The 21,363-nt window shown below is 59.1% G+C and carries 18 protein-coding genes; 9 read left to right on the top strand and 9 right to left on the bottom strand.

From position 1 onward, the window contains the following. Window positions 1-29 precede the first annotated feature (29 nt). From QZY07_RS19375 to QZY07_RS19395, 5 genes are all read right to left on the bottom strand, one after another. Window positions 30-1,238, bottom strand: a complete 1,209-nt coding sequence (locus QZY07_RS19375) for an HD-GYP domain-containing protein (RefSeq protein WP_295406203.1) — start codon at window positions 1,236-1,238, stop codon at window positions 30-32. Window positions 1,239-1,572: 334 nt separating this feature from the next. Beyond that, window positions 1,573-3,192, bottom strand: coding sequence for a tetratricopeptide repeat-containing response regulator (locus QZY07_RS19380; RefSeq protein WP_295406205.1), 1,620 nt, complete (start codon window positions 3,190-3,192; stop codon window positions 1,573-1,575). Window positions 3,193-3,240: 48 nt separating this feature from the next. Then, entirely contained in the window at window positions 3,241-3,987 is a 747-nt protein-coding gene (gene moeB / locus QZY07_RS19385) for a molybdopterin-synthase adenylyltransferase MoeB (protein ID WP_295406231.1), read from the bottom strand. Further along, window positions 3,984-4,418, bottom strand: coding sequence for a hypothetical protein (locus QZY07_RS19390; protein ID WP_295406207.1), 435 nt, complete (start codon window positions 4,416-4,418; stop codon window positions 3,984-3,986). Before QZY07_RS19390 ends, moeB begins: the two co-directional genes overlap by 4 nt. Window positions 4,419-4,451: 33 nt before the next feature. After that, the gene (locus QZY07_RS19395; protein ID WP_295406233.1) at window positions 4,452-4,604 is read right to left on the bottom strand and encodes a hypothetical protein; all 153 of its coding nucleotides are present in this window, start codon (window positions 4,602-4,604) and stop codon (window positions 4,452-4,454) included. A gap of 588 nt (window positions 4,605-5,192) precedes the next feature. Between QZY07_RS19395 and QZY07_RS19400 the strand changes: the two genes are divergently transcribed. From QZY07_RS19400 to QZY07_RS19440, 9 genes are all read left to right on the top strand, one after another. Further along, on the top strand, window positions 5,193-5,954 hold the full coding sequence (locus QZY07_RS19400) for a hypothetical protein (protein ID WP_295406209.1): 762 nt from the start codon (window positions 5,193-5,195) through the stop codon (window positions 5,952-5,954). 20 nt (window positions 5,955-5,974) lie between these two features. After that, on the top strand, window positions 5,975-7,702 hold the full coding sequence (locus QZY07_RS19405) for a DUF4214 domain-containing protein (RefSeq protein ID WP_295406210.1): 1,728 nt from the start codon (window positions 5,975-5,977) through the stop codon (window positions 7,700-7,702). A 193-nt stretch (window positions 7,703-7,895) separates the two neighbouring features. After that, window positions 7,896-11,771 (top strand): DUF4214 domain-containing protein, encoded by a 3,876-nt coding sequence (locus QZY07_RS19410; RefSeq protein WP_295406212.1) that lies wholly within the window; start codon window positions 7,896-7,898, stop codon window positions 11,769-11,771. Between the two features lie 45 nt (window positions 11,772-11,816). Further along, entirely contained in the window at window positions 11,817-12,605 is a 789-nt protein-coding gene (locus QZY07_RS19415) for a SapC family protein (RefSeq protein ID WP_295406214.1), read from the top strand. A 107-nt stretch (window positions 12,606-12,712) separates the two neighbouring features. Then, the gene (locus tag QZY07_RS19420; protein ID WP_295406215.1) at window positions 12,713-14,440 is read left to right on the top strand and encodes a type I secretion system permease/ATPase; all 1,728 of its coding nucleotides are present in this window, start codon (window positions 12,713-12,715) and stop codon (window positions 14,438-14,440) included. 127 nt (window positions 14,441-14,567) lie between these two features. Further along, window positions 14,568-15,908, top strand: coding sequence for an HlyD family type I secretion periplasmic adaptor subunit (locus QZY07_RS19425; RefSeq protein WP_295406217.1), 1,341 nt, complete (start codon window positions 14,568-14,570; stop codon window positions 15,906-15,908). 16 nt (window positions 15,909-15,924) lie between these two features. Then, window positions 15,925-16,728 (top strand): ABC transporter permease, encoded by an 804-nt coding sequence (locus tag QZY07_RS19430; RefSeq protein ID WP_295406219.1) that lies wholly within the window; start codon window positions 15,925-15,927, stop codon window positions 16,726-16,728. Continuing rightward, complete coding sequence (locus QZY07_RS19435) at window positions 16,725-16,901, top strand: hypothetical protein (RefSeq protein WP_295406221.1); 177 nt, start codon at window positions 16,725-16,727, stop codon at window positions 16,899-16,901. The genes QZY07_RS19430 and QZY07_RS19435 overlap by 4 nt, the downstream gene beginning before the upstream one ends. Continuing rightward, window positions 16,898-18,157 carry an ABC transporter ATP-binding protein gene (locus QZY07_RS19440; protein ID WP_295406223.1) on the top strand — a complete coding sequence of 420 codons (1,260 nt, stop codon included), beginning with the start codon at window positions 16,898-16,900 and terminating at the stop codon, window positions 18,155-18,157. The genes QZY07_RS19435 and QZY07_RS19440 overlap by 4 nt, the downstream gene beginning before the upstream one ends. Window positions 18,158-18,190: 33 nt before the next feature. On the opposite strand, the gene QZY07_RS19445 is transcribed toward QZY07_RS19440, so the two are convergent. From QZY07_RS19445 to QZY07_RS19460, 4 genes are all read right to left on the bottom strand, one after another. Further along, a complete protein-coding gene (locus tag QZY07_RS19445; protein ID WP_295406225.1) occupies window positions 18,191-18,946 on the bottom strand; it encodes a glycosyltransferase family 2 protein in 756 nt (251 codons plus the stop codon). A gap of 6 nt (window positions 18,947-18,952) precedes the next feature. After that, a complete protein-coding gene (gene gmd / locus QZY07_RS19450; protein WP_295406227.1) occupies window positions 18,953-20,044 on the bottom strand; it encodes a GDP-mannose 4,6-dehydratase in 1,092 nt (363 codons plus the stop codon). Between the two features lie 14 nt (window positions 20,045-20,058). Beyond that, a complete protein-coding gene (locus QZY07_RS19455; protein ID WP_295406228.1) occupies window positions 20,059-21,051 on the bottom strand; it encodes a GDP-mannose 4,6-dehydratase in 993 nt (330 codons plus the stop codon). Window positions 21,052-21,101: 50 nt separating this feature from the next. Next, the coding region (locus QZY07_RS19460) for a glycosyltransferase (protein WP_295406230.1) at window positions 21,102-21,363 on the bottom strand (262 nt) is incomplete at its 5' end.

The raw sequence follows: 21,363 nt of genomic DNA on the forward strand, positions 1-21,363 counted from the left end.
GCGCGACTCCTCGCAAGCAAAGATGACGATCAGCAGCGCATCTGGAGCAACTCCGCCGGGTTGACGTGCCACTGCTCGGGGGATTCGGCGCGCTCGATCCGTTCCTCCGAGCCTTTCCGCTGGCGTGACAGATCGACGTCCTGAACGGCCAGATAGCGGCGGCGGTCGGCATCCATGAAGACCCGCACCACCGGCTGTAACAGCCCCTCGCGACTGGACTCGACCACGACCCCCAGCCGACCGCTGCGCAGCCGCACCAGGGTGCCTACCGGGTAGATGCCGACGCAGCGGATGAACTGCTGGACCAGTTGCGGATCGACGTGCTGACCGCTCCACTCCAGCAGTTTGCGCAGCGCCAGCGGGGGTTCCATGCCCTTGTGATAGACACGGTCGGAGGTGATGGCGTCATAGATATCGACGATCGCGGCCATCTGCCCGTAACGGGAGATCGCTGCGCCAGCCTTGCCGTCGGGATAACCGCTGCCATCCAGCCGCTCATGATGTTCGGCGGCGACCGCCAGGGCGGCTGCGGGGATACCCGGTGCCACGGCCAGGATCTCGCGGCTGTGGACGACATGACCGCGCATCACGCCGAATTCTTCGTCGCTCAACCGGCCCGGTTTGTTGAGAATGGCGGTCGGCACCAGCGTCTTGCCGAGATCGTGCAGCAGCGCCCCGATCCCGATGTCCTGGATCAGGGGGCGATCCAACTCCAGGCTGCGGGCAAAGGACACCATGAGCACGGCGACGTTCACCGAATGCTCGAAGGTGTAACGGTCCATGTTGCGGATGCGGGTGAGCCCCAGGAGGGCATCCTGATTGCGGAAGATGGAATCCACCATCTCGCCGATCACGGGGTTGGCACGCTCCAGGTCGATCTGTTGTCCGAGCCGGGCGTCCGTCATAAGGCTGCTCACGACGTCGATCGCTTCCGTGTGAATCCGCTTCGCGTGGGCACGCTCGTCGGTCGGTGACGCTTGCCGCGCTGGACTCGATCCTGACTCCGGGGGCTGGGTCGGGGGCTGGTCCTCGGTGCGTGAGATTAGGTTCGAAAGATCCTGTCCCTTCTTCGTGTCGATCGTGAGTTCGTGGATCCCCAGTTGGCGAATCTGCTCCAGATGCGTGTCCGTCTTGAGGAGGAAACGAGGTCTTAGGAATCCATGTTCCATCCAATCGCAGTGCAGATCATGGACATACATGCCCGTTTGGAGTTGATCGACACGAATCTTCTTAAGCATGGCTGTGCTGATCACCGGTGACTGCTCGGTTTGGGGCCGGTGTGACGAGGCGGGTCACGGACGTTACCGTTGCGCTCGTCTTGACAACGTGCTCCATCAGCCTTGAGCTTAATCGGATCCGGTCGATTCCGTATTAACGGGATATAAACAAGAAATAAACGGCTTGGCTGGTTGTTGCGCCGAGCAGGACGTGCGCGTTCCAGACAAAAAGGGCAAAGGCGCCGTCGATCCCCGGCATCACCCGGCGCGTGGCGGAAAAAACGACCGAGAGTCGGCTGAGTTTCAGGTCAACGGCTGGCTCGTCGATTCCGGAACGCGCGTGCCCGGCCAGCGTCTAGGTCTTGGGCGCCAATTGGCGCAGACGCGATTGACTGTCCGCTAGCCGCCAGTCATGGGGGGCGGACGTTCTGACTCGGGCGAGATAGCGACGCACCGTCTGGATGCCTTCGGCCGAGGCGCCCCGGCTCTCCATTTTGATGAGCCATGCCTTTGCCGCGTTGAGATTGAAGGTTTTGTTGCCCGGCATGTTCTCGGCGGCATCGTGTAAGAGTTCGATGGCGGCCTCATAGTCGCCTTCCTCGATCAGACGCTTGCCGGAACGGTTAATCTGGACAATGTACTGCTCAATCTGGCGGATGTCCTGGTCGGCCTGCTGCGCAAGACCGGTGTCGTGGCAGATGCGTACAACCTCTGTCAAAAACTCCTGGTCATCATGGTGGTTGGCGACCGACTGCTGAAGCAGAACGCTGGCCTTTTCCGTTTCGCCTGCCCGGAACCAGGTCATGAGCATCTCCAGCGCAAGTCTGGCGGACATCCCGCCGCCCAGACTGGCGAGCGACCGCTCGGCCGCTTGCAGCGCCGCGGTCGCCCCCTTCGCGTCTCCCTGCTGCCGCTTGACGAAGGCCGTCGCGCTCGCCTCGTAGATGGCCGCCTCCAGGTGATCGATAAAACGTTTATGGATTTCTCCCGCCACCTTGAGTGCCTGAGAACTGTTCTGGTTGAGGCTTTTCGATTTTGCCAATCCGACATACAGCGCGGGATGATTCAACACCGAATGCCGGCCGAGCGCGACGGCCTGCTCGAACGCGGCCTCCGCGGTCTGGCCGTCCTCTCGCTGCAAGGCCAGGTCGCCGAGCCGCCGCTGACGGTCGAGGTTGCGCGGCGATAAGCGCAGGGCCTGTTGCAGCGACTGTTCCGCCTCGCCGAAGGACCGTTCGGCAACCTGCGTTTTGGCCAGCCAATCGTAGGCAAGAATGAAATTGGGATCGCTGTCGAGCAGGCGGGCGAAAACCCCATGTGCCTCGCCATACTGTTGTTGTTGGAAGAGGATCTTGCCCCGGCCAAGCTGGGCCCAGTCGAGCGCGTCATCGGCGAGGATCTCGTCGTAAATGGCCATGGCCTCGCGCTGGCGGCTGGTCGTGAGACAGATGTCGGCCTTCAAGCGTAGCAAATCGATGCGATTTCTCGGATTTCCCGCGATCAGCGCGCTCAATTCGGCGAGCGCCGAGTCATGGTTCGTCGCCAGCAGCGCCTGTTCGACCCCGCCCAGGTTGGATTTACGTTCGAAAAGTCGGAGCAGACGGGTCTTGAGCATCTGGATGGTGAAGGGTTTGGTCAGATAGGTGTCGGGGGTGTATTCCACCGCGCCCATTACCCGCTCGCGACTCGTCTCCCCGGTCACCATCATGAAGATGGCGTCGACCCCGATCAGCGCGCGGTGTCTCGCCTCCTCCAGCACCTGCTGCCCGTCCTTGCCCTGTCCCAGGTTATAGTCGCACAGCACGACGTCATAGCGTTTGCGTTCCATCAGCGCGATCGCCTCGACGCCGTTGCGGGCCTGATCCAGGTGGACCGCCCCAAACGAACGCAGCATGCCGCGCAGGAGCGCGAGCATCGACACGAAATCGTCGACGATCAGATAGGTTTTATCGGAGAAATCGGTTTTTTGGTTCATGACATGCCGAGCGTTGGCGGTGGCTCGTCCCTGATCCGTGACAACCGCTCAGGTGCGTCCGGAACAGACCGGGCAGGCCGGATCGACGCCGAGACGCAGGCGGCGCCAGTCCATCGTTGCCGCATCCAGCAGTAACAGACGCCCGAACAGCGGCACGCCGAGGCCGGTCAGGATCTTGATCGCCTCGGTGGCCTGGATGCTGCCGACAATCCCGACCACGGGGGCCAGCACGCCATTGGCCGAACAGGTTTCGTCGAGATCGCCGTCACGCGGATAGAGGCACTGATAACAGGGGTCGCCGGGCTGGCCCGAGAAGGCCGTCACCTGACCTTCCAGACGGATCGCCGCGCCCGAAACGAGCGGCACGCGGGCGGCGACACAGGCCGCGTTGACGGCGAAACGGGTCGCGAAGTTATCGCAGCAGTCCACCACCAGATCCACGTCCGCGACCAGGCCGGGGAGACGTTCCTCGGTCAGGTGGTGCTTGACGGCGACCAGTTCGACCTCGGGGTTGAGCGCATGCAGCGCCAGACGCGCCGACTCCGCCTTCGGCAGGCCGATGCGTGCGCTAGTGTGAAGGATCTGGCGTTGCAGATTGGAGAGATCGACGGCGTCGAAATCCGCCAGCAGCAGGCGACCGACGCCCGCCGCGGCAAGATACAGGGCGACCGGCGAGCCGAGACCGCCGAGTCCGACGATCAGGACGCTGGCCGCCCGCAGGCGCTCCTGTCCCGCGATCCCGAAGGCGGGCAGCAGAATCTGGCGGCTGTAGCGTAGAAGCTGGTCGTCGGTCACGAGGGGCATTGCCTCCGGAGGGAAAGGCGTGGCGGGGAGGCGAGCCGGTTGCGCGGCCGCCGGGGCGGATGGACCGCGTGGTTTTGCTTGGCGAATAGCTTTTCCGTGACGTTGATGTCGCCAGAGTGGCCGCCGCAGTTGGCTCGGAAGGTTTCTTCCGTGTAGTCATGCAGGGCGCGCATGAGTTTGTGGAAGAGTCGCGTGTCCAGATGCAGGCCAAGTTCGCTCAGCGCCTCTTCGATTTCCCGCAACGTCGTGATGAGCACGTCGTAGCGAATCCGCAGCAGGGCGGGGGAGGCGGGGTCGATGTGCAGGATGCCATCCCTGTCCGCCAGGAAACGCGCCGCGGTCAGCGCCTGGTGCGGATTCGGATGGATGTCCTGAAACGCGATCTCGCGGTGTTTGATGCGTTCGGCGTCGGGGATGTCCATGGCCTCTTAATGCTAATCGGGCGTTGGAAATAATCAAGCTGAAATCCAGATCAGGCCGAGGAGCTTGCCCGCTAGCAGCGCGACAATCGCCAGCAGCAAGGTCGGCGGAAACCGCCGCTCTCGGTGCTCAGGTAGCAGTGCTTCGACTCGAGCGAGCAACTGCGGACCGGTCAATCGGTTGAGCATCGCGGAGGAATCGGCTGTGTCGACGGAGTGTTCAACGCATCGCGGTTGCCCCGTTGCAGGGCGATGGCGAGGATGCATGTGGGCCGGCTCCTCGGGTGGTTGCTGCTGATTCGCAACCTCCAACTTACCATTCGGGGTCGCCGGCCCCCATCCATGCTCCCCGCTAACTCAAGCAGTTGGGCTTATCTCAGTGTTATTCGCACCAGTCACCCTTCTGGATCTAGACGCCGAGGCTCCCCGGACAGCGGAAAAGACGCTCGGTCCCTGGCTCGACCGAGCCCCATGCTGAGATCCGCGCTTACAGCTCTTTGGCTCCTCCGCGGGGAGGTCCAACGCCTTGCCTGGTTGCCTGACAGAGGCGCATTAGTCTCGCGGCTCAACCCCACGACATCGGGAACGGGAACGGGAGGCCACGGCAGTCAAATCGGATCTGGCGGTTATTGGCCAACCTGATGGCGAGCTTGCCGTGCCAGGAATGGTGTGTTCTGTGACATGGTTCACCTCGGCATCGACGGTTGAGTCACTATCATCGAGGTGTCGTGGACATGGTGAGGAAGTGACCGCTAGCGGATCGCCAAACGAGTGTTCATGTTGCCTGAAGAAATCCCGCACTCTGTGGTGTCTGACGCAAAATTAACAAATAATCAAAAGGTTAAAGTCATGTATTCGCGATCGGCAGTCCCTGGATCACTCATGAGCTTTAACTCGGCCTTGAGCAGACCTTTTGCAATGCGAAGAATGGCCCTCGCGGCATCCGTCCAGCATGGAACGCGACAGCGTCTCAGTTCGTCATGGCTTGCGGTGAGCTTATTTCCGCTCATGATTGGGCTCCTCTTGGCCACTGTGGATGTCAGAGCCCAGGGCGATGCCATTCATCTGTTATGGCCTGCGCCCGATTCAGCCGCGCGAGCGGCTTCCTCCCACAGGCCGCAAGCCGATACTGAACCCTACGTCTCGCGAATTGGGAGCGCTTTCCTGGCTGTAGATCAACTCTTGCTCCAATCCGCCGAAACGGGACAGCGAACCGTCGCCCCTGCGTCTTTCCAGCGTCTTTCACTCACCCTGGATTTTTTCCCCGACGTTAGCGTTGAGATTGTGGTGTCTTCCGAGTCCCGTCCAAGTTTCGACGTTCTATCGATCACCGGGCATGCTGCAGGAAGTGAGCTTGCAATCTTCTCGATGACGGTGACCACCAAGAGTTATCTGATGACTTTCGACAATCCCGAAACAGCCCGCATCTATCGAGTCGTCGGAGAGACCAGCACTGGCATTGGAGAAGTCATCGAAATCGATCGGCGTGCCATGCCGCCGATAATTCACTCGTCGCCCATCATACCGCCGAACCTGTGAAATAAAGGGCAATCAGGCTCATGGGAATTCAATCTGTTTCGAGAAAACAGCGCGAGACATTCAGCGTGACTCGACCAATCATCGGATTATCTCGATATCATCCGCCGGCCATCATGCTAGCGATTTTTTTGAGTATTTTTTTATGGGGCAAGTCGGCCCAGGCAACCGACATCGATATCATGCTCGTCTATGATACGACCGCAAGCTCTTGGGTCGATTCCAATGGCGGCATGGCGGCTTTTTCCGAAGATGCGATCAATCGCATGAACCTGGCCATGCAGAACAGCGGTGTGGGTATTACCTTCCGCTTGGCGCATGCAATGGCGATCGCTTATACGACAACATCGAATTCATCGACACCATTGACGAATGATCTCTACGCCTTATTGGGTGGCTCGGGTCTGTTCGCGTCCGTGCATGCGGCGCGCGAAGCCTACGGTGCCGATCTGGTCGCCATGCTGGTGGATCATGGATCTCCCTATGGGTACGTTGGACAGGGATTCCTGCTTGGCGACTGGTCGGGAAACCCCGATTATGGATTTACGGTAAACGCGATTCAATCGGTTGCGATCAGTCACACGCTGACTCATGAGGTGGGACACAATCTGGGTGCCCATCACGCAAAAAGTCAATATTCGGATCCTGGCCCGAACGATTATCTTGATGGCGAATACTCGGCGGGCTGGTATTTCAGAGGCACGAACGGCACTGACTACCACACCATCATGGCTTATAACGACGATGGTTTCGGCGGTTCCTACGACTCGGCTCCACTCTTCTCGACACCACTGAAAAACTATCAGGGCACACCCGCCGGCGACACACGCGATGCCGACAATGCGCGCCTTCTCAATGAAACAAAAGACATCGTCGCCGGCTACCGCGCCAGCATGCTCGTGCCTGCGGCACCAGTAGCGCTCGCGGCCAGCGCCATCGCCACGAATGGCTTTACCGCCAACTGGAGCAGCGCCAGCGGCGCAACCGGCTATCGGCTGGATGTCTCCACCAGCAGTACCTTCGAAGGCTATACCACTGGATATGACGATCTGGATGCGGGTATTGCAACCAGCCTCACGGTGACTGGAGTCACGCTCGACCAGCCTTATTACTACCGTGTGCGCGCCTACAATGCGTCAGGCGTCAGCGGATACTCCAATGTCATCGTTGTGATGACAAATCCTGTCGAGCGCGACGACGCTTGGCGCGTCACTGAAATCTATCTCGGCACCATGGGGTATGCGCCGGATTATGAGGGACTGGATTACTGGGTCCGGCAGATTGAGACGAATCCGCAATGGAACCCGACCACGGTTGCGCAAAGCTTCTTCGACCAGCCGCTTGTTCAGGAACAATATCCCGAGGGTCAGGGATACGGTGCCTTGATTGACGCCTTGTATCAAAACATCTACGGTCGCGCGGCGGACGACAAGGGCTATGCTTACTGGCTTGCCGATCTTACATCCGGTCGTGTGCAACGCAAGCAGATGATCATCGCGCTGATCGAGGGGGGGTGGGCCAACCCCGAGGCCGCCAACGACATGGCCCGCTTTCAGAATCGGATCGAGGTCGCCCTGGCCTTCGCCGACTACCAGGCCGAGCAGGAGATCCGATATAGTGATCTCTGCGCTTCCGATCAGGCTTATCTGCGTCAGGCGGGCCAAGAGGTTGTCGCGCAGGTCACGGCGACCACGGCAAGTCGGGATAGCGCGATCGCAGCGATCGCGTGGTTGTTGGCGCCGCTGCTTTAGCCTTCCTCGGCTCACCTGAGCCCTGCGAATCGCCACGCATGATCGTCTTCGCGAGTGCATGGATAGCATCAAGCCTTCTGTTTTTCAGCAGGAACACCTCAGGTTTGTCGTGACAGGCGCATTTTTGGCTTGATACCTGCAATCCTAAAATACGCAATGAGTCGGCGTATCGACAATTTTGAGGATGTCTTCCATGCACAAGCCTTTCGTTCATGTTCCCCTGTTCGCGGCAGTGTTTTGCCTGTCCCTGGTTCTCCCCCGTACCCCGCAAACGTTTGCCGCGGAGACTCCCCAGCAACTCAAGTCATTGAATGATCGAGTTGCGCCGGCGAACGTCCAGAGACTTTCCGGCTTTCCGCTGCGGTTTGTGCCAAATCAGGGACAATGGGATCAAGGGTTTGAGTTTCTTGTCCAAATCGCGAACGCGGATGTTTTTTTCACCCCCCGGGATGTCGTGCTCAAGATGCACGACGGCGGACTGAAGGCATCCGTGCTGCGGATGCGGCCGCTCAACGCGGCACCGACAATGCATCTCGTGCCGGGCGAGCGCCTGCCGACGCGGGTCAGCTATTTCTGCGGACAGGATCCCGCCCAGTGGCGCACTGCGGTCCCCACCTATGCCAATGTTCGGTATCAAGCCGTCTATCCAGGGGTTGATCTGCTTTTCCGTGATGATGGCCAGCAGATGGCCTATGACTTCGTGCTGGCGCCGGGGGCCGATCCGTCCCAGATTCGGGTTGCCATGGAAGGCGTCAAGAAACTGGCATTGGACGAGGACGGCGTCATGATCATGACCCTGCCCAATGGTTTGGAGGTGCGTCAGAAGGCGCCGTCGATCTATCAGATGCTGGCGGGCGAGCGGGTTCGGGTCGAGGGTCATTTTGAGATTCCGCCAGGCAACGCGGACCTCGCCGCGCCTGTTTTCGGTTTCCAGGTGGCCGGATATGACCCGACCCAGCCATTGATCATCGATCCGACGCTCGACTATTCAACCTTCGTGGGAGGGGCTAAGGACGAGGATGCCCGCGCCATGGACGTGACCGCTGCTGGAGAGGTGATCATCGCGGGGAGTACCCTGTCGCCGACCTTCCCCGAGGTCCCCGAAGAGCAGGTCATTCTCAAAAAAGATGCCGTGGTTTATCAGGTCAGCGCGGATGGGTCGGCTCTTGATTATGTCGTCATCCTGGGCGGTGCCGGAGACGAACAGATCAATGGCGTGGCCCTGGATGGGGATGAACTCTATCTGACCGGTCAAACCAATTCGACCAATTTTCCGGTCAGCCTTGACGCCATGTATCCCCTTCTCCCTGGCGGCAAGGCGCAGGCGGCCTTCGTCGCGAAATTGGCGTCTGATCAAACGATCGACTTCTCGACCTATTTTGGTGGGTCAGGGGTGGATGCCGGGCATGCGATCAGCCTGGAATTCGATACGACGGGGACCACGGTCCAAAGTATCTATGTCGCCGGCGAGACTGCCTCCAGCGATCTGGTGATCCGCAACGCGCTGTATCCCGTCAATAAAGGAATTACGGATGGTTTTCTGCTGAAACTCAGCGCCAATGGCGACATTCTGTATTCATCCTCCTTTTTTGGCGGCACCAAGAGAGACGTGATCAAATTCATCTCGGTTCAGGGGGATGGCAGCCTTTATCTGGCGGGCGAAACCGCATCGACCGATTTGCCGGTGAAAAATCAGCTACAGGCGTATGGCGGTGACATCGATGTCTTCGTGACCCGCATGGCGCGCGCCGGTCTGGAACTGGTGTCCTCGACCTTTCTTGGCGGCAAGAAAAACGATATCCTGACTGGAATGGTCCTGGATGACGATAAAAACATCCTGCTCTCCGGCTATACCGCGTCCACCGATTTCCCACTGAAGAACGCGCTCTACGGCAAATATGCCGGAGGCACGAACGACGGTTTTCTCGCCAAGATCGATTATTCCGCGCGCTTCCTGCATTTTTCCACCTATCTAGGTGACTCGGCGGACGATAAGGCGATGGCCATCGCGCTGGATCAAACGGCCGATACCGATGGATTGAAGTACCTCTATGTCGCCGGCGAGACGGCATCCAATAATTTTCCAACGGAAAACGCCTACCAGACCTATTACGCCGGGGGCAAGGATGGCTTCCTGATGAAGCTGGATCCCCGAGGGTTGCGCGTGGTGAACTCAACCTACTTTGGCGGGACCAAGGATGAGACCGTCACGCTGCTCGGGACGCCATCTTTAGCGGCAAAACAAGCCTTTCTAGCCGGAAACACGAAATCGACATCGACGGATTCCTTCCCCCTGAGCGAGAGTCCCGCCTACGCGGTCCATGCTGGCAGCATCGATAACTTTGTCGCGAAACTGACTGATATCGAAGACGATCCCTTTATTCCGATTTTGGGGCTGGAGTTCAACAGCCTGAACCCAGAATTCCCTGTTGCCCCGTTTGTCACTGCCATGGTTGAGGTCGCTTTGACCCTTGACAAACATAACGGAAGCGAGATCAGCGCCTTTTCGACCGTCCTGAATTACGACGCAAAGGAATTGGAATATCAATCCGTTGTTTGGACTGGTCCGATTCCCGGTGGAAGCCAGGCCGTGGCAAGTCGCATCGATTCCACCGTTCCTGGGAAACTGACGATTCGTGTTTATCAAGATGCTAACCCCGTCTCTCTGGATGGTTTGACGGCGACGCTAACATTCGAGGTTCTGAATGTCGGTATCGTGACTGGTCCTCCATTGGCCTCCAGCCAACTCCTGCTGACGCTCGATCAGCCGTGGGCCGCCGATATGGACGGGTTGGATACCTTCATTCATGGTGCCGCCGGAGGGATCTTGGTCGACCGACGCCGTAATAAGCTGCTTGGAGATTGCGATGTCAGCGGCCAAGTGAGGATTTGGGAATTTGAGCAAGCCGTGCTTCTCTATCTGGATGCGCTCATCACAGATCCAGTCTGTGTGAAGCTCGATTATGCAACTCCGTCGATGGATGCAGCGGATCTGCAGGCGATCCTAACTGACTATCTATCCAATACAGTCGCTGCCATTACGGGTGCTAGCCCGGGCGAAAGCGGCGGATTCCTGTCCAACGTTTCAACGAGCACTGAAATCGGCGGATCCCTGTCTTTCGCTCCAGCCAGGCTGGATAGCGGCGGCATCGGAACCGATCTGGTCCTGAATGCGGGCGGTCACGACATCTCGACCCTGATGACGGATGTGACCTATGATCCGAGTCTCTTTGCCGCTGCCGACGCCGTGATCGCGCCTTCCGTCCAAGCGGCCGGAAAAGGCTTGGTCACCAACCTTGTCAAGCCCGGTTGGCTGCGGATCCTGATCTATGGTCTTAACCTGACGGCCATCCCCGATGGCGTGGTGGCGACCGTGAAGCTGGACCCGATTGCGGGTGCCGGACTGACGAATACCCATCTGTCCCAGACGCCGGATGCCTCGACGCCTGACGCCAAACCCGTCCCTCTGCGCGGTAACACGCTGGTCGCCGGTGTCCTCTCGCCACGGAACGACCCCTGGCGGGTCGCCGAGATCTATATGGCCACCCTCGGCTACGCCCCAGACAACGAAGGCTTGCAATACTGGGTCGACCAGATCGCCACCAGGCCCGAGTGGACGCCAACCACGGTGGCACAAAGTTTCTTCGACCAGCCGCTGGTGCAGGCCGAGTATCCCGATGCGCTCGGTAACACGGGGCTGATCGATGCCCTGTATCGGAACCTCTTTGGCCGCGCGCCGGACGCCGAAGGCAAGGCCTACTGGCTGGCCGATCTGCAAGCCGGGCGCATTCGCCGCAACGAGATGATCGTCGCCCTGATCGAGGGCGGCTGGAGCAACCCCGAGGCGGCGAGTGACATGGCTCGTTTTGGCAACCGGGTGGATGTCGCCCTGGCCTTCGCCGCCTATCAGTCCGAGCATCGCATCGTCTACAGCCGGCTCTCCGCGGCGGATCGGGACAGCCTGCGGCAGATTGGGCAGGATGTGCTGAGCAATGTCACGGATGACCCGGAGACGGCCGGCAGCGCGATCGCGAGGATCCCAGAGCTGCTGGAGCCGTTTTTGTACTGAGCCTCTCTCTGCGCGCGGTCACTGACATCATCGACAGGATTCAACATGCCAACCATCGTCGCCGTCTCCCGCGAACGACACGCGGACAAACGCTGGAAACGCTACGTTTCACATGCCTTCGCAAGCCAATCGTCGCTGGCCCCGCTGGTGGCCGCCGAGATCCCGAAGGCGGCGATGGCCATGCCGCTGGCCTTCGTCCGCCAGGGCGATGACTATGTGCCCGTGGCGCTCATGGGGCTTGAACCGGCCAGGAATCTCCTGGTCGCCCCGGATGGCCGCTGGCTGGGCCGCTACGTGCCATCGGTGCTCCGCGGCTACCCCTTCAGTCTGCTCAAGACACAAGACAACACACTGGTCCTCTGTATCGACGAGGACAGTGGCCTGGTGGCGAATGGCCACGAGGGCGAGCCTTTTTTCAACGCCACCGGAGAACCCGCCGATAGCCTGAATCAAATCATGGACTTTTTACAGCAGATCGAGAAGAATCGCGCCCTGACCGCCATTGCCTGCGGGGCGCTCGCGCGTCACGCCCTCATCCGCCCCTGGCCGATCACGCTCAAGGGCGAGTCTGGCGAACGCCAGCTCGAAGGCATCTTCCAGGTCGACGAGGCCGCGCTGAATCAATTGCCCGACGACGCCTTTCTCAACCTGCGTCAAGCGGCGGCGCTGCCGATCGTCTATTGTCAGCTCCTGTCGATGCAGCATTTGGCGATGCTGGGCGAACTGGCGGCGGTCAAGGCGCCGACGCCCGCCTTGTCCAAATCGGCGAGCGGTTTTGTCTTACAGGACGATGACCTGCTTCAGTTCGACTGGGATCGATTCAGCGCGCGCTGAGTCCACTCAATTGCCGGCGTTTCGGGCTATACTTCGTTTTCTGCTTTTGCAGCGCGTCGCACTCCATCCGCGTCCCCGTTATTTTCCACCTAATCGGCTTGTCATACGTGAAACAGATCAATCGTCATCACGACGAGTTGCGCGCAGCACTTCAGGCCAGCCGCGACTCCTTTCTATTCGCCGGATTATTTAGTCTCTTCATCAACCTGTTGATGCTGGTTCCGGCACTCTACATGCTCCAGGTCTATGATCGGGTGCTGGCGAGTAGCAGCACCCCGACGCTCGTGATGCTGACCCTTCTCGTGGTCTTTCTGTTTGCGGTCATGGGACTGCTGGAAGTCCTGCGTGCCCGGATTCTGGTGCGGGTCAGCGCTCGTCTGGACATGCTGCTGAACCCCCGTCTGTTCACGGCGATGTTCGACTCAAAACTCCGCGATGGCCGGGGCGCCGGCTCGCAACCCATTGACGATTTGACCAATCTGCGCCAGTTTCTGACCGGAAACGGCCTCTTCGCCTTCTTCGACGTGCCCTGGATGCCGGTGTACATCACGGTCCTGTTCCTGATGCATCCCTGGTTCGGCTGGTTCGCGATCGTCGGATCCCTGCTGCTGTTCGCCCTGGCGACCGCCAATGAGATCATGACCCGGCAACCGCTGGGCAAGGCAAACTCCCTCGCTATCGGCGCGCGCAATTATCTCGGCGGCAACCTGCGCAACGCCGAAGCCATGGAGGCCATGGGTATGCTGGAGCGGGTCCATCAACGCTGGTTCGCGCGTCATCACGAAGTCCTCAAACTTCAGGCGTTGGCAAGCGACCGCGCCGGTTTCCTGACGAGCGCCAGTAAAGTGTTGCGTATGACGCTCCAGTCGCTGATTCTCGGGCTTGGCGCCTACCTTGTCATCCTGCAGGTCTCCACGCCCGGGATCATGATCGCGGCCTCGATCCTCCTCGGCCGTGCCCTGGCGCCGGTCGATCTACTGATCGGAAGTTGGAAAGGGTTCCTGTCCGCCCGCTCGGCCTATCAGCGTCTGCACGATCTACTTCGCCTGATCCCGGAACGCCCCCGCTTTATGAGTCTGCCCGCCCCGGACGGAACCCTCTCGCTCGATGGCGTGCTAGCTGCCCCGCCCGGCTCCAATGTTCCGGTACTCCGAGGCATCCGCTTCGACATTCCCGCCGGCGAGATCGTGGGCGTCATCGGGCCGAGCGCCGCGGGGAAATCGACCCTGGCGCGCGTCATTCTTGGCGTCTGGCCCGTCGCCGCCGGCAAGGTACGACTGAACGGCGCGGATATCAGTCACTGGAATCGCGAGGAACTCGGCCCCTACGTCGGGTATCTACCTCAAGATATCGAATTATTCGATGGGACGGTCAGCGAGAATATTGCTCGCTTTGGCGAGGTAGATTCCGAGAAGGTTGTGGCTGCCGCGCAACGCGCGCAGGTTCACGAGATGATCCTGCATCTTCCCAAGGGCTATGACACGTCGATCGGCGAGGGCGGCGCGGTGCTTTCCGGCGGTCAGCGCCAGCGTATCGGGCTCGCCCGAGCTATGTATGGAAACCCCGTGCTGGCGGTGCTCGACGAACCGAATTCCAACCTCGACGATCAGGGAGAAGCGGCGCTCGTCAGGGCCATTGCGCAATTGAAGGCGGATGGTTCGACCGTGCTGATCATTACGCATCGTCCCAGCATCTTGAATTCGGTCGACAAGATTCTCGTGCTGCGGGAAGGTATGGTGGAAATGTTCGGCCCCCGCGATCAGGTTTTGGCCCAGTTCGCACGACCAACCGCCGTTGCGCGCCCAGCGACACTCCCCTCCCAAGCCGCCAGGTAGGATGGGTAGAGCGGCCGGCACGGGAGGCAAGAACCGTGCTAACGTCGGAGGCCGCGAAACCCATCGATGCGTCCTGCAAACGACAAACCACAGTCAACCCAAATCAAATCAGGTCTCTGAATCAACGATGGATATCACGGTCATTCCCCGTCAGGTTGAAGAAACCGAGGACTCCGCGAGCGTGCCCACCAGCGATCGGCCAGAGCGAATCGCAGGCCTGCTGTTGCTCCTCGTGGCCTTTGGCGGTTTCGGCCTCTGGGCGGCATTCGCCCCTATCGACGGCGCCGCGGTCGCCTCCGGCGTAGTCGCGGTTGAGTCCGCTCGCAAGACGATCCAGCACCTCGATGGAGGCACTGTCAGCGAGATCCTGGTGCGCGAAGGCGATCGAGTGGCCGCTGGCGACATCATTATTCGTCTGGACGACACGCAGGCTAGCGCGCAGCTCGAAATCACCCGCGGCCAATATCTCTCGCTCCGTGCTCAAGAATCTCGTCTGGTGGCCGAACGGGACGATCTGCCAGAAATCGTGTTTTCCGAGGATCTCCTCACCGCTAGGGACGATCCCCGTATCCACGAGGCAATCATCGGGGAGAAGCGCGTTTTCGACGCCCGGCGCGGGGCACTGATCGGCGAGCAACAGGTGTTGCAACAGCGTCGCGAACAACTGGAACAGCAGATTCAAGGGCTTGAGGCGTTGGCCGCAAGCAAGCTGAAGCGACTCAATCTTTATCAGGAAGAAATCACCGGTCTCGACAAACTCTTCGCGAAGGGCCTGGGCGATAAAAGCCGTTTATTGGAGTGGGAACGACTGGCCGCCGAGGTGGATGGCGAGCGGGGTCAGCATCAATCGGATATTGCCAGCGCGCGTGTACAGATCGGCGAGACCGAGATTCAGAGCGCCCAACTGAAACGTAAATTCACCAGTGAAGTCGTCACCGAACTGCGCGATATCGAGACCAAGCTGGCCGATCTGCGCGAACGCATGAGAGCCTTGCAACAAACGCTGGAACGCACGGTGATCAGGGCGCCCGTGGCCGGCGCTGTCGTCGGGTCCAGCATTCACACCATCGGGGGTGTGATTCGCCCAGGAGATCAACTCTTGGACATCGTTCCCGAAAACGAGTCATTCATTATCGAAGCTCAGGTTCAACCCATGGACATCGACCGGGTGTCCCCCGGCCTTGAGGCGGATCTGCATATGAGTGCCTTTAATACCCGGACCACGCCTGTGATCCCAGGGACCGTCCTGACGGTCTCGGCGGATCGCCTGATCGACAAAGCCACCAACAGGCCCTATTACCTGGCCCGTATTCGGGTCAACCCCGAGGGCATGGAACAACTGAAGGCACGTCCACTGCAAGCCGGAATGCCGGTGGAAGCCATGATCAAAACCGGCGAACGTACCTTTTTCGATTATCTCATTCGGCCCTTCACCGATCGGCTCGCCCGGGCATTCAGAGAGGAATAGTCCGGAGATACGTTTCGTGCCGCCGGCTCACTTGCTGGATGTCTCATCAATGAATTTGCTGTTGTTACTCGATTTCACTCGCCAGGACTTCGTCGACCGTTATTCGGGTTCGGCGCTCGGCGCTCTTTGGGCGTGGATCCATCCATTGGTGATGATTTTTATCTTTACCGTGATTTTCGCCAATGTCATGGGTGCGCGTTTACCTGGCGTTGCCGGCAATTACAGCTATGCGATTTATCTCGTCAGTGGATTGCTACCCTGGATGGCGTTTGCCAACACCATTACCCGTGGCTCAACCGTCTTTCTTGACAAACGCCACATCATTGGGAAAATCCCGATCGCGCTCGCGTATCTGCCGCTTTACATCGTCGTCTCGGAAGGAATCGCCTTTGCGATTTCACTGCTCATTTTCATGGTGTTCATGCTCATCATTGGCGCATTTCCCGGAAAATCGTTTCTGCTACTCCCGTTCATCTTTCTCTTGCAGCAAATCTTCGCCTTCGGGCTTGGACTTCTGTTCGGCGTCCTCAATGTTTTTTTACGCGACATCAAAGAGATGGTGGGTATCCTTCTGACCTTCTGGTTCTGGCTCACTCCGATCGTCTGGGTACCGGATGTCGCACCGCCTCTCGTCCAGCAGATGCAAGACTCATTCAACCCGGCGTATCTTTTCATTGCCGCGTATCACGGTATCCTGGTACATGGTCAGATGCCTGATTTCGATGCGCTATTTCGACTGGTTCTGATTGCGCACATCACTCTTTTACTCGCCTGGCTGCTGCTGAAATGGCTGGAGCGAGATGTTCGGGATTTTTTATGATGCTCTTTCTGTTCGCCGTGGCGGGTCTGTCGCTCGTGGTTTTCATGACGGCTCGGAGGCTGCTCCGGCTGCTCAGCGGGCTACAAACGACGCTGGCGATGATCGTTCTCTCCACGGCCTATTTCTCCGCCGTTCTGTATCTCGCGCGGAAACTCCTTGGTGACGACCAATGATCCATGCCGAGCACATCAGTAAACGGTTCCGTCTTTACCGAAAGCCTTCCGATCGGCTCAAGGAAATCATCCGTCGCCGCTCTTATCACACCGTTTACGAGGCGTTGAATGACATTTCATTTCAGGTCGAAGACGGTCAGACGTTCGGAATCATTGGACAGAACGGGGCGGGCAAATCGACTCTTCTCAAGATTCTGACCGGCGTTCTGCTACCCGACAGCGGTCGCATTCAAATCTCCGGGCGTATTACCGGCTTGCTCGAACTTGGTACCGGTTTCAATATGGAGATGAGTGGAATCGATAATATTCGAGCCAATGCCATGCTCCTTGGAATGACCATCGAGCAGATTGCGGCCCGGCGTTCAGCCATCATCGATTTTGCCGAGCTGGGCGAATTTATCCATGAACCGCTGAAGACTTATTCCTCTGGCATGGTCATGCGCCTGGCCTTTTCCATTGCCATTCACGCGGATCCTAGTTGCTTCGTGGTCGATGAAGCGCTCTCGGTCGGAGACGCCTATTTCCAACAGAAATGTATGCGGGCCATCCAGGATTTTCGTGCTCGCGGGGGTAGCATACTGCTCGTCTCCCACGACATGAGTTCGATCAAGACACTGTGCGATCAGGCGATTTTGCTGGAAAACGGGCACATCGTCGATCAAGGCAGTCCCAAGGATGTCGTCGATCACTATCACGCCATGCTCTTGCATAGAAGCCACCAGGGCGACGTGCCAGTGTCGATCGCTCGTCCTTCCGCGCGGACTGAGGCTTTACCAATCAAGCGTCATGCGCAGGCGCCACTCGCGGGAACCGGAGAGATCGAACTTGTTCATCTTGAGCTGAATAACGGCCAGGGGCAGGCGATCGAATCCATTGTCAGCGAAGAATCCTTGATCATTGTCGCTCATTTGCGGACGCGGCGGGACCTGGGCAGCCCACACTATGGGATTGGGATCCGTAACCGCTTTGGCCATTCCGTGTTCGAAACCAACGCCTATTGCATGGGGAAGACTCCGCCACCCCTTGCCGCCAGCGAAACGGTGCGCGTCGAGTGGCGCATTGACGCTAACCTGATCAAGGGCGACTACTCGATCACCGTTGGCGTCGGGAACCGCCCTTATGGCACCGGCAACTTCGATGAAATCCTCTTTTTCTCGCATGATCTCGCCATGCTGAACGTTGAAATCAACCCGGATGCCATCCGCTACGATGGCTACTTCAACATGCGCCCCGAGGTCAAGATCGCATCGCAATGAACGCGGAGCCGACATCGACGCCGGCTTGTTCGTTCATTGCCACTTGCTCGTCAGCGCTCGATACCAGACGGCATAGGGCTGCGCGAGCCACCATTTCATGGGTACCCGTCCGTGATGCCGGCGGACGACATTCATCGCTTCCCGATAGTGCAGGCGCCGTAGGGTGCCGGTCTTTGTCTTTGCATGTTCGCGGTTGACCGCCGTGTATTCGTCGACGAAACACAATGGACCGCAGGTCTTGTAAAGGCGCCACCAGAGGTCGTAATCCATCGCCATGTGGAGAGTCGGGTCGAGTCCGCCAACGGACTCCCAGGCCGTACGACGGATCAGGGTTGCGGGTTGGGTAATGAAGCAGTAGTTCGCGAACCAGCGTTCGCTGAATGGCCGCACCCACATTGATCGCTGGACGCCTGTTCTTTGCAGAAAATTCCAGGCCCGGCCATAGACGGCGGAGGCGTCCGGTGCCCTCCGCAAGGCATGCAACAAGGTCTCAAGTCCTCTAGGCAACAGCCAATCGTCGCTGTTGAGCCAGCAGACGAAAGGCGCGCGGCCTGCCGCGATGCCTTCGTTGATGGCTGCGGATTGCCCCTGATCGGGATAGCTGCGCCAGCCCGCGAGGCGATCCGCCCATCGCTCGATGATCTCGATGGAACCGTCCGTCGAGCCGCCATCGACGAGGAAAACTTCCACCGAGAGATTCTGCCGAAAGATCGAGGCTAAGGCGTCATTCAGATAGCGCCCCTGATTGAACGAGGGGACGGCGAGCGTAATGAGTGGATCCGCAGCCATTCCGCTCTATTCGTGGTGGTCGAATGCCTTGTAACCGTGTTTTTTGACCAGCTCGTCACGTTCGGTTGCCTTGAGATCTTCCCTGACCATCTCGCGGACCAGTTCGTCAAACCCGATGCGGGGAACCCAGCCGAGTTTTTCCCTGGCCTTCGACGCGTCTCCAAGCAGGGTCTCGACCTCGGTCGGACGGAAGTAGCGCGGATCGACTCGGACGATGATCTGGCCCTGTGCGTCGGTGCCGGTTTCATCGACGCCCTGTCCAATCCAGGCGATGGAGATGCCAAGCTCTTGCGCGGCGGCATCGACGAAGTCACGCACGCTGTATTGCACGCCGGTGGCGATGACGAAATCCTCCGGCTGCTCCTGTTGGAGCATGAGCCATTGCATTTCGACATAATCGCGTGCGTGTCCCCAATCCCGCTTGGAATCAAGGTTGCCAAGATAGAGACAGTCCTGCAGACCGAGCTTGATGCGCGCGAGCGCGCGGGTGACTTTGCGGGTGACGAACGTCTCGCCGCGAAGCGGCGATTCATGATTGAACAGGATGCCATTACAGGCATACAGGCCATAGGCTTCGCGGTAATTCACCGTGATCCAATAAGCATAGAGTTTGGCGACCGCATAAGGGCTCCGCGGGTAAAAAGGCGTGGTTTCCTTTTGCGGGGTCTCCTGCACCAGACCGTAGAGTTCGGAGGTAGATGCTTGATAGAAGCGCGTCTTTTTCTCCAAGCCAAGAATCCGGATCGCCTCCAGGATGCGCAAAGCGCCGAGCGCGTCCGAATTGGCGGTGTATTCCGGTTCCTCGAACGAGACGGCGACATGACTCTGCGCGGCGAGGTTATAGACCTCGTCCGGTTGGGTCTGCTGGATGATGCGAATCAGGCTGCTGGAGTCGGTGAGGTCGCCGTGATGCAGGATGAAGCGGCGTTCGATCTCGTGAGGATCCTGATAGAGGTGGTCGATCCGATCAGTATTGAACAATGAGCTGCGACGCTTGATTCCATGCACCAGATAGCCTTTATTCAGCAGGAATTCAGCCAGGTAGGCGCCATCCTGGCCCGTGATGCCGGTAATGAGGGCGGTTTTTCGATTGGACATGATGACGCGTTTCCTTATGAGTTGGTTTGTGAAAGGTGGTCCAGTTCCGCCTCGGTCATTTCCTGGATCAGTTCCTGGAAAGAAGTTCGGGGCGTCCAGCCGAGCGCGGTCTTGGCCTTGCTGGCATCGCCCACGAGATGGAGCGGTTCGGCCGGTCGCAGGAAATGACTGTTGAACCGGACGTATTCCCGCCAGTCAAGCGCGACCGTCGCAAAGGCGTTTTCGATCACCTGCTGCACCGTATGCAGCTTCCCGGTGGCGAGGATGTAATCGTCGGGCGTCTCATGATTGAGCGCCATCCACATACCGCGAACATAATCCCGGGCGTGCCCCCAATCGCGCAATGCGCTGGTATCGCCGAGCACGAGTTCTTTCTGCTGGTTCAATTTGATCGCGGCGGCGGCATGACAGATTTTGCGGGTCACGAAATTTTCGCCGCGGCGTGGCGATTCATGGTTATACAGAATGCCATTGACCGCGAACAGCCCGTGACTTTCACGATAGACCCGCACCATCTGGGTCGCGAACGCCTTGGCGCAGCCATAGGGGTTGATTGGGGCCATCGGGGTGGTTTCGGTCTGCGGATTCTGGGTGGGACGCCCGAAGATCTCGCTGGAGGTAGCATGAAAGAAGCGCGGCGATTCGGGGAGATCGCGCAGGATTTCGAGCAGCCGCAGGGTGCCCATGGCGGTGAACTCGCAAGTCGTCTCCGGGATCTCGAAACTCAGTCCCACATGACTCTGCCCGGCGAGGTGATAGAGTTCCCGTGGTTGGACCTTGGTGAGCACACGCCTCAACGTGGTTGGATCGTCAAGGTCGGCATAGTGCAAAAAAAGCCTTTGGTTGTAGATGGCCGGATCGGCGTAGAGGTGCGCGAGCCGGCTCCGTTCAAGCGATCTGGCGCGGCGAACCGCGCCATGCACCTCGTAGCCCTGCTCTAGGAGCAGTTCGCTCAAATAGGAGCCATCCTGCCCGGTGATGCCGGTGATAAATGCTTTTTTAGTCACTTTGTATGTCCATGGTCCGGGTTGGGGTCAGAAACGAACCCCAACGATGTTTAGGCGAGTGCGTCCTGGAAGACACCCCAATACTCGGTGGCCATCCGCCGCGTATCCGAGAACTCGCGTGCGCGCGCGCTTCCTTCCTGAATCAGTCGGTTACGTATTTTTTCATCCTGCGCCAGGGAAAGCATCGCCGCCGCGATTTGCGGCGTGCTGGTCGGGTCGAACAGGACGGCGGCATTGCCCGCGATTTCAGGGAGTGCGGTGCCGTGGCTACAGGCGACCGGAACCCCAACGGCCATCGCCTCGATGATCGGC

This window comes from uncultured Thiocystis sp., assembly GCF_903866365.1.
Classification (GTDB): domain Bacteria; phylum Pseudomonadota; class Gammaproteobacteria; order Chromatiales; family Chromatiaceae; genus Chromatium.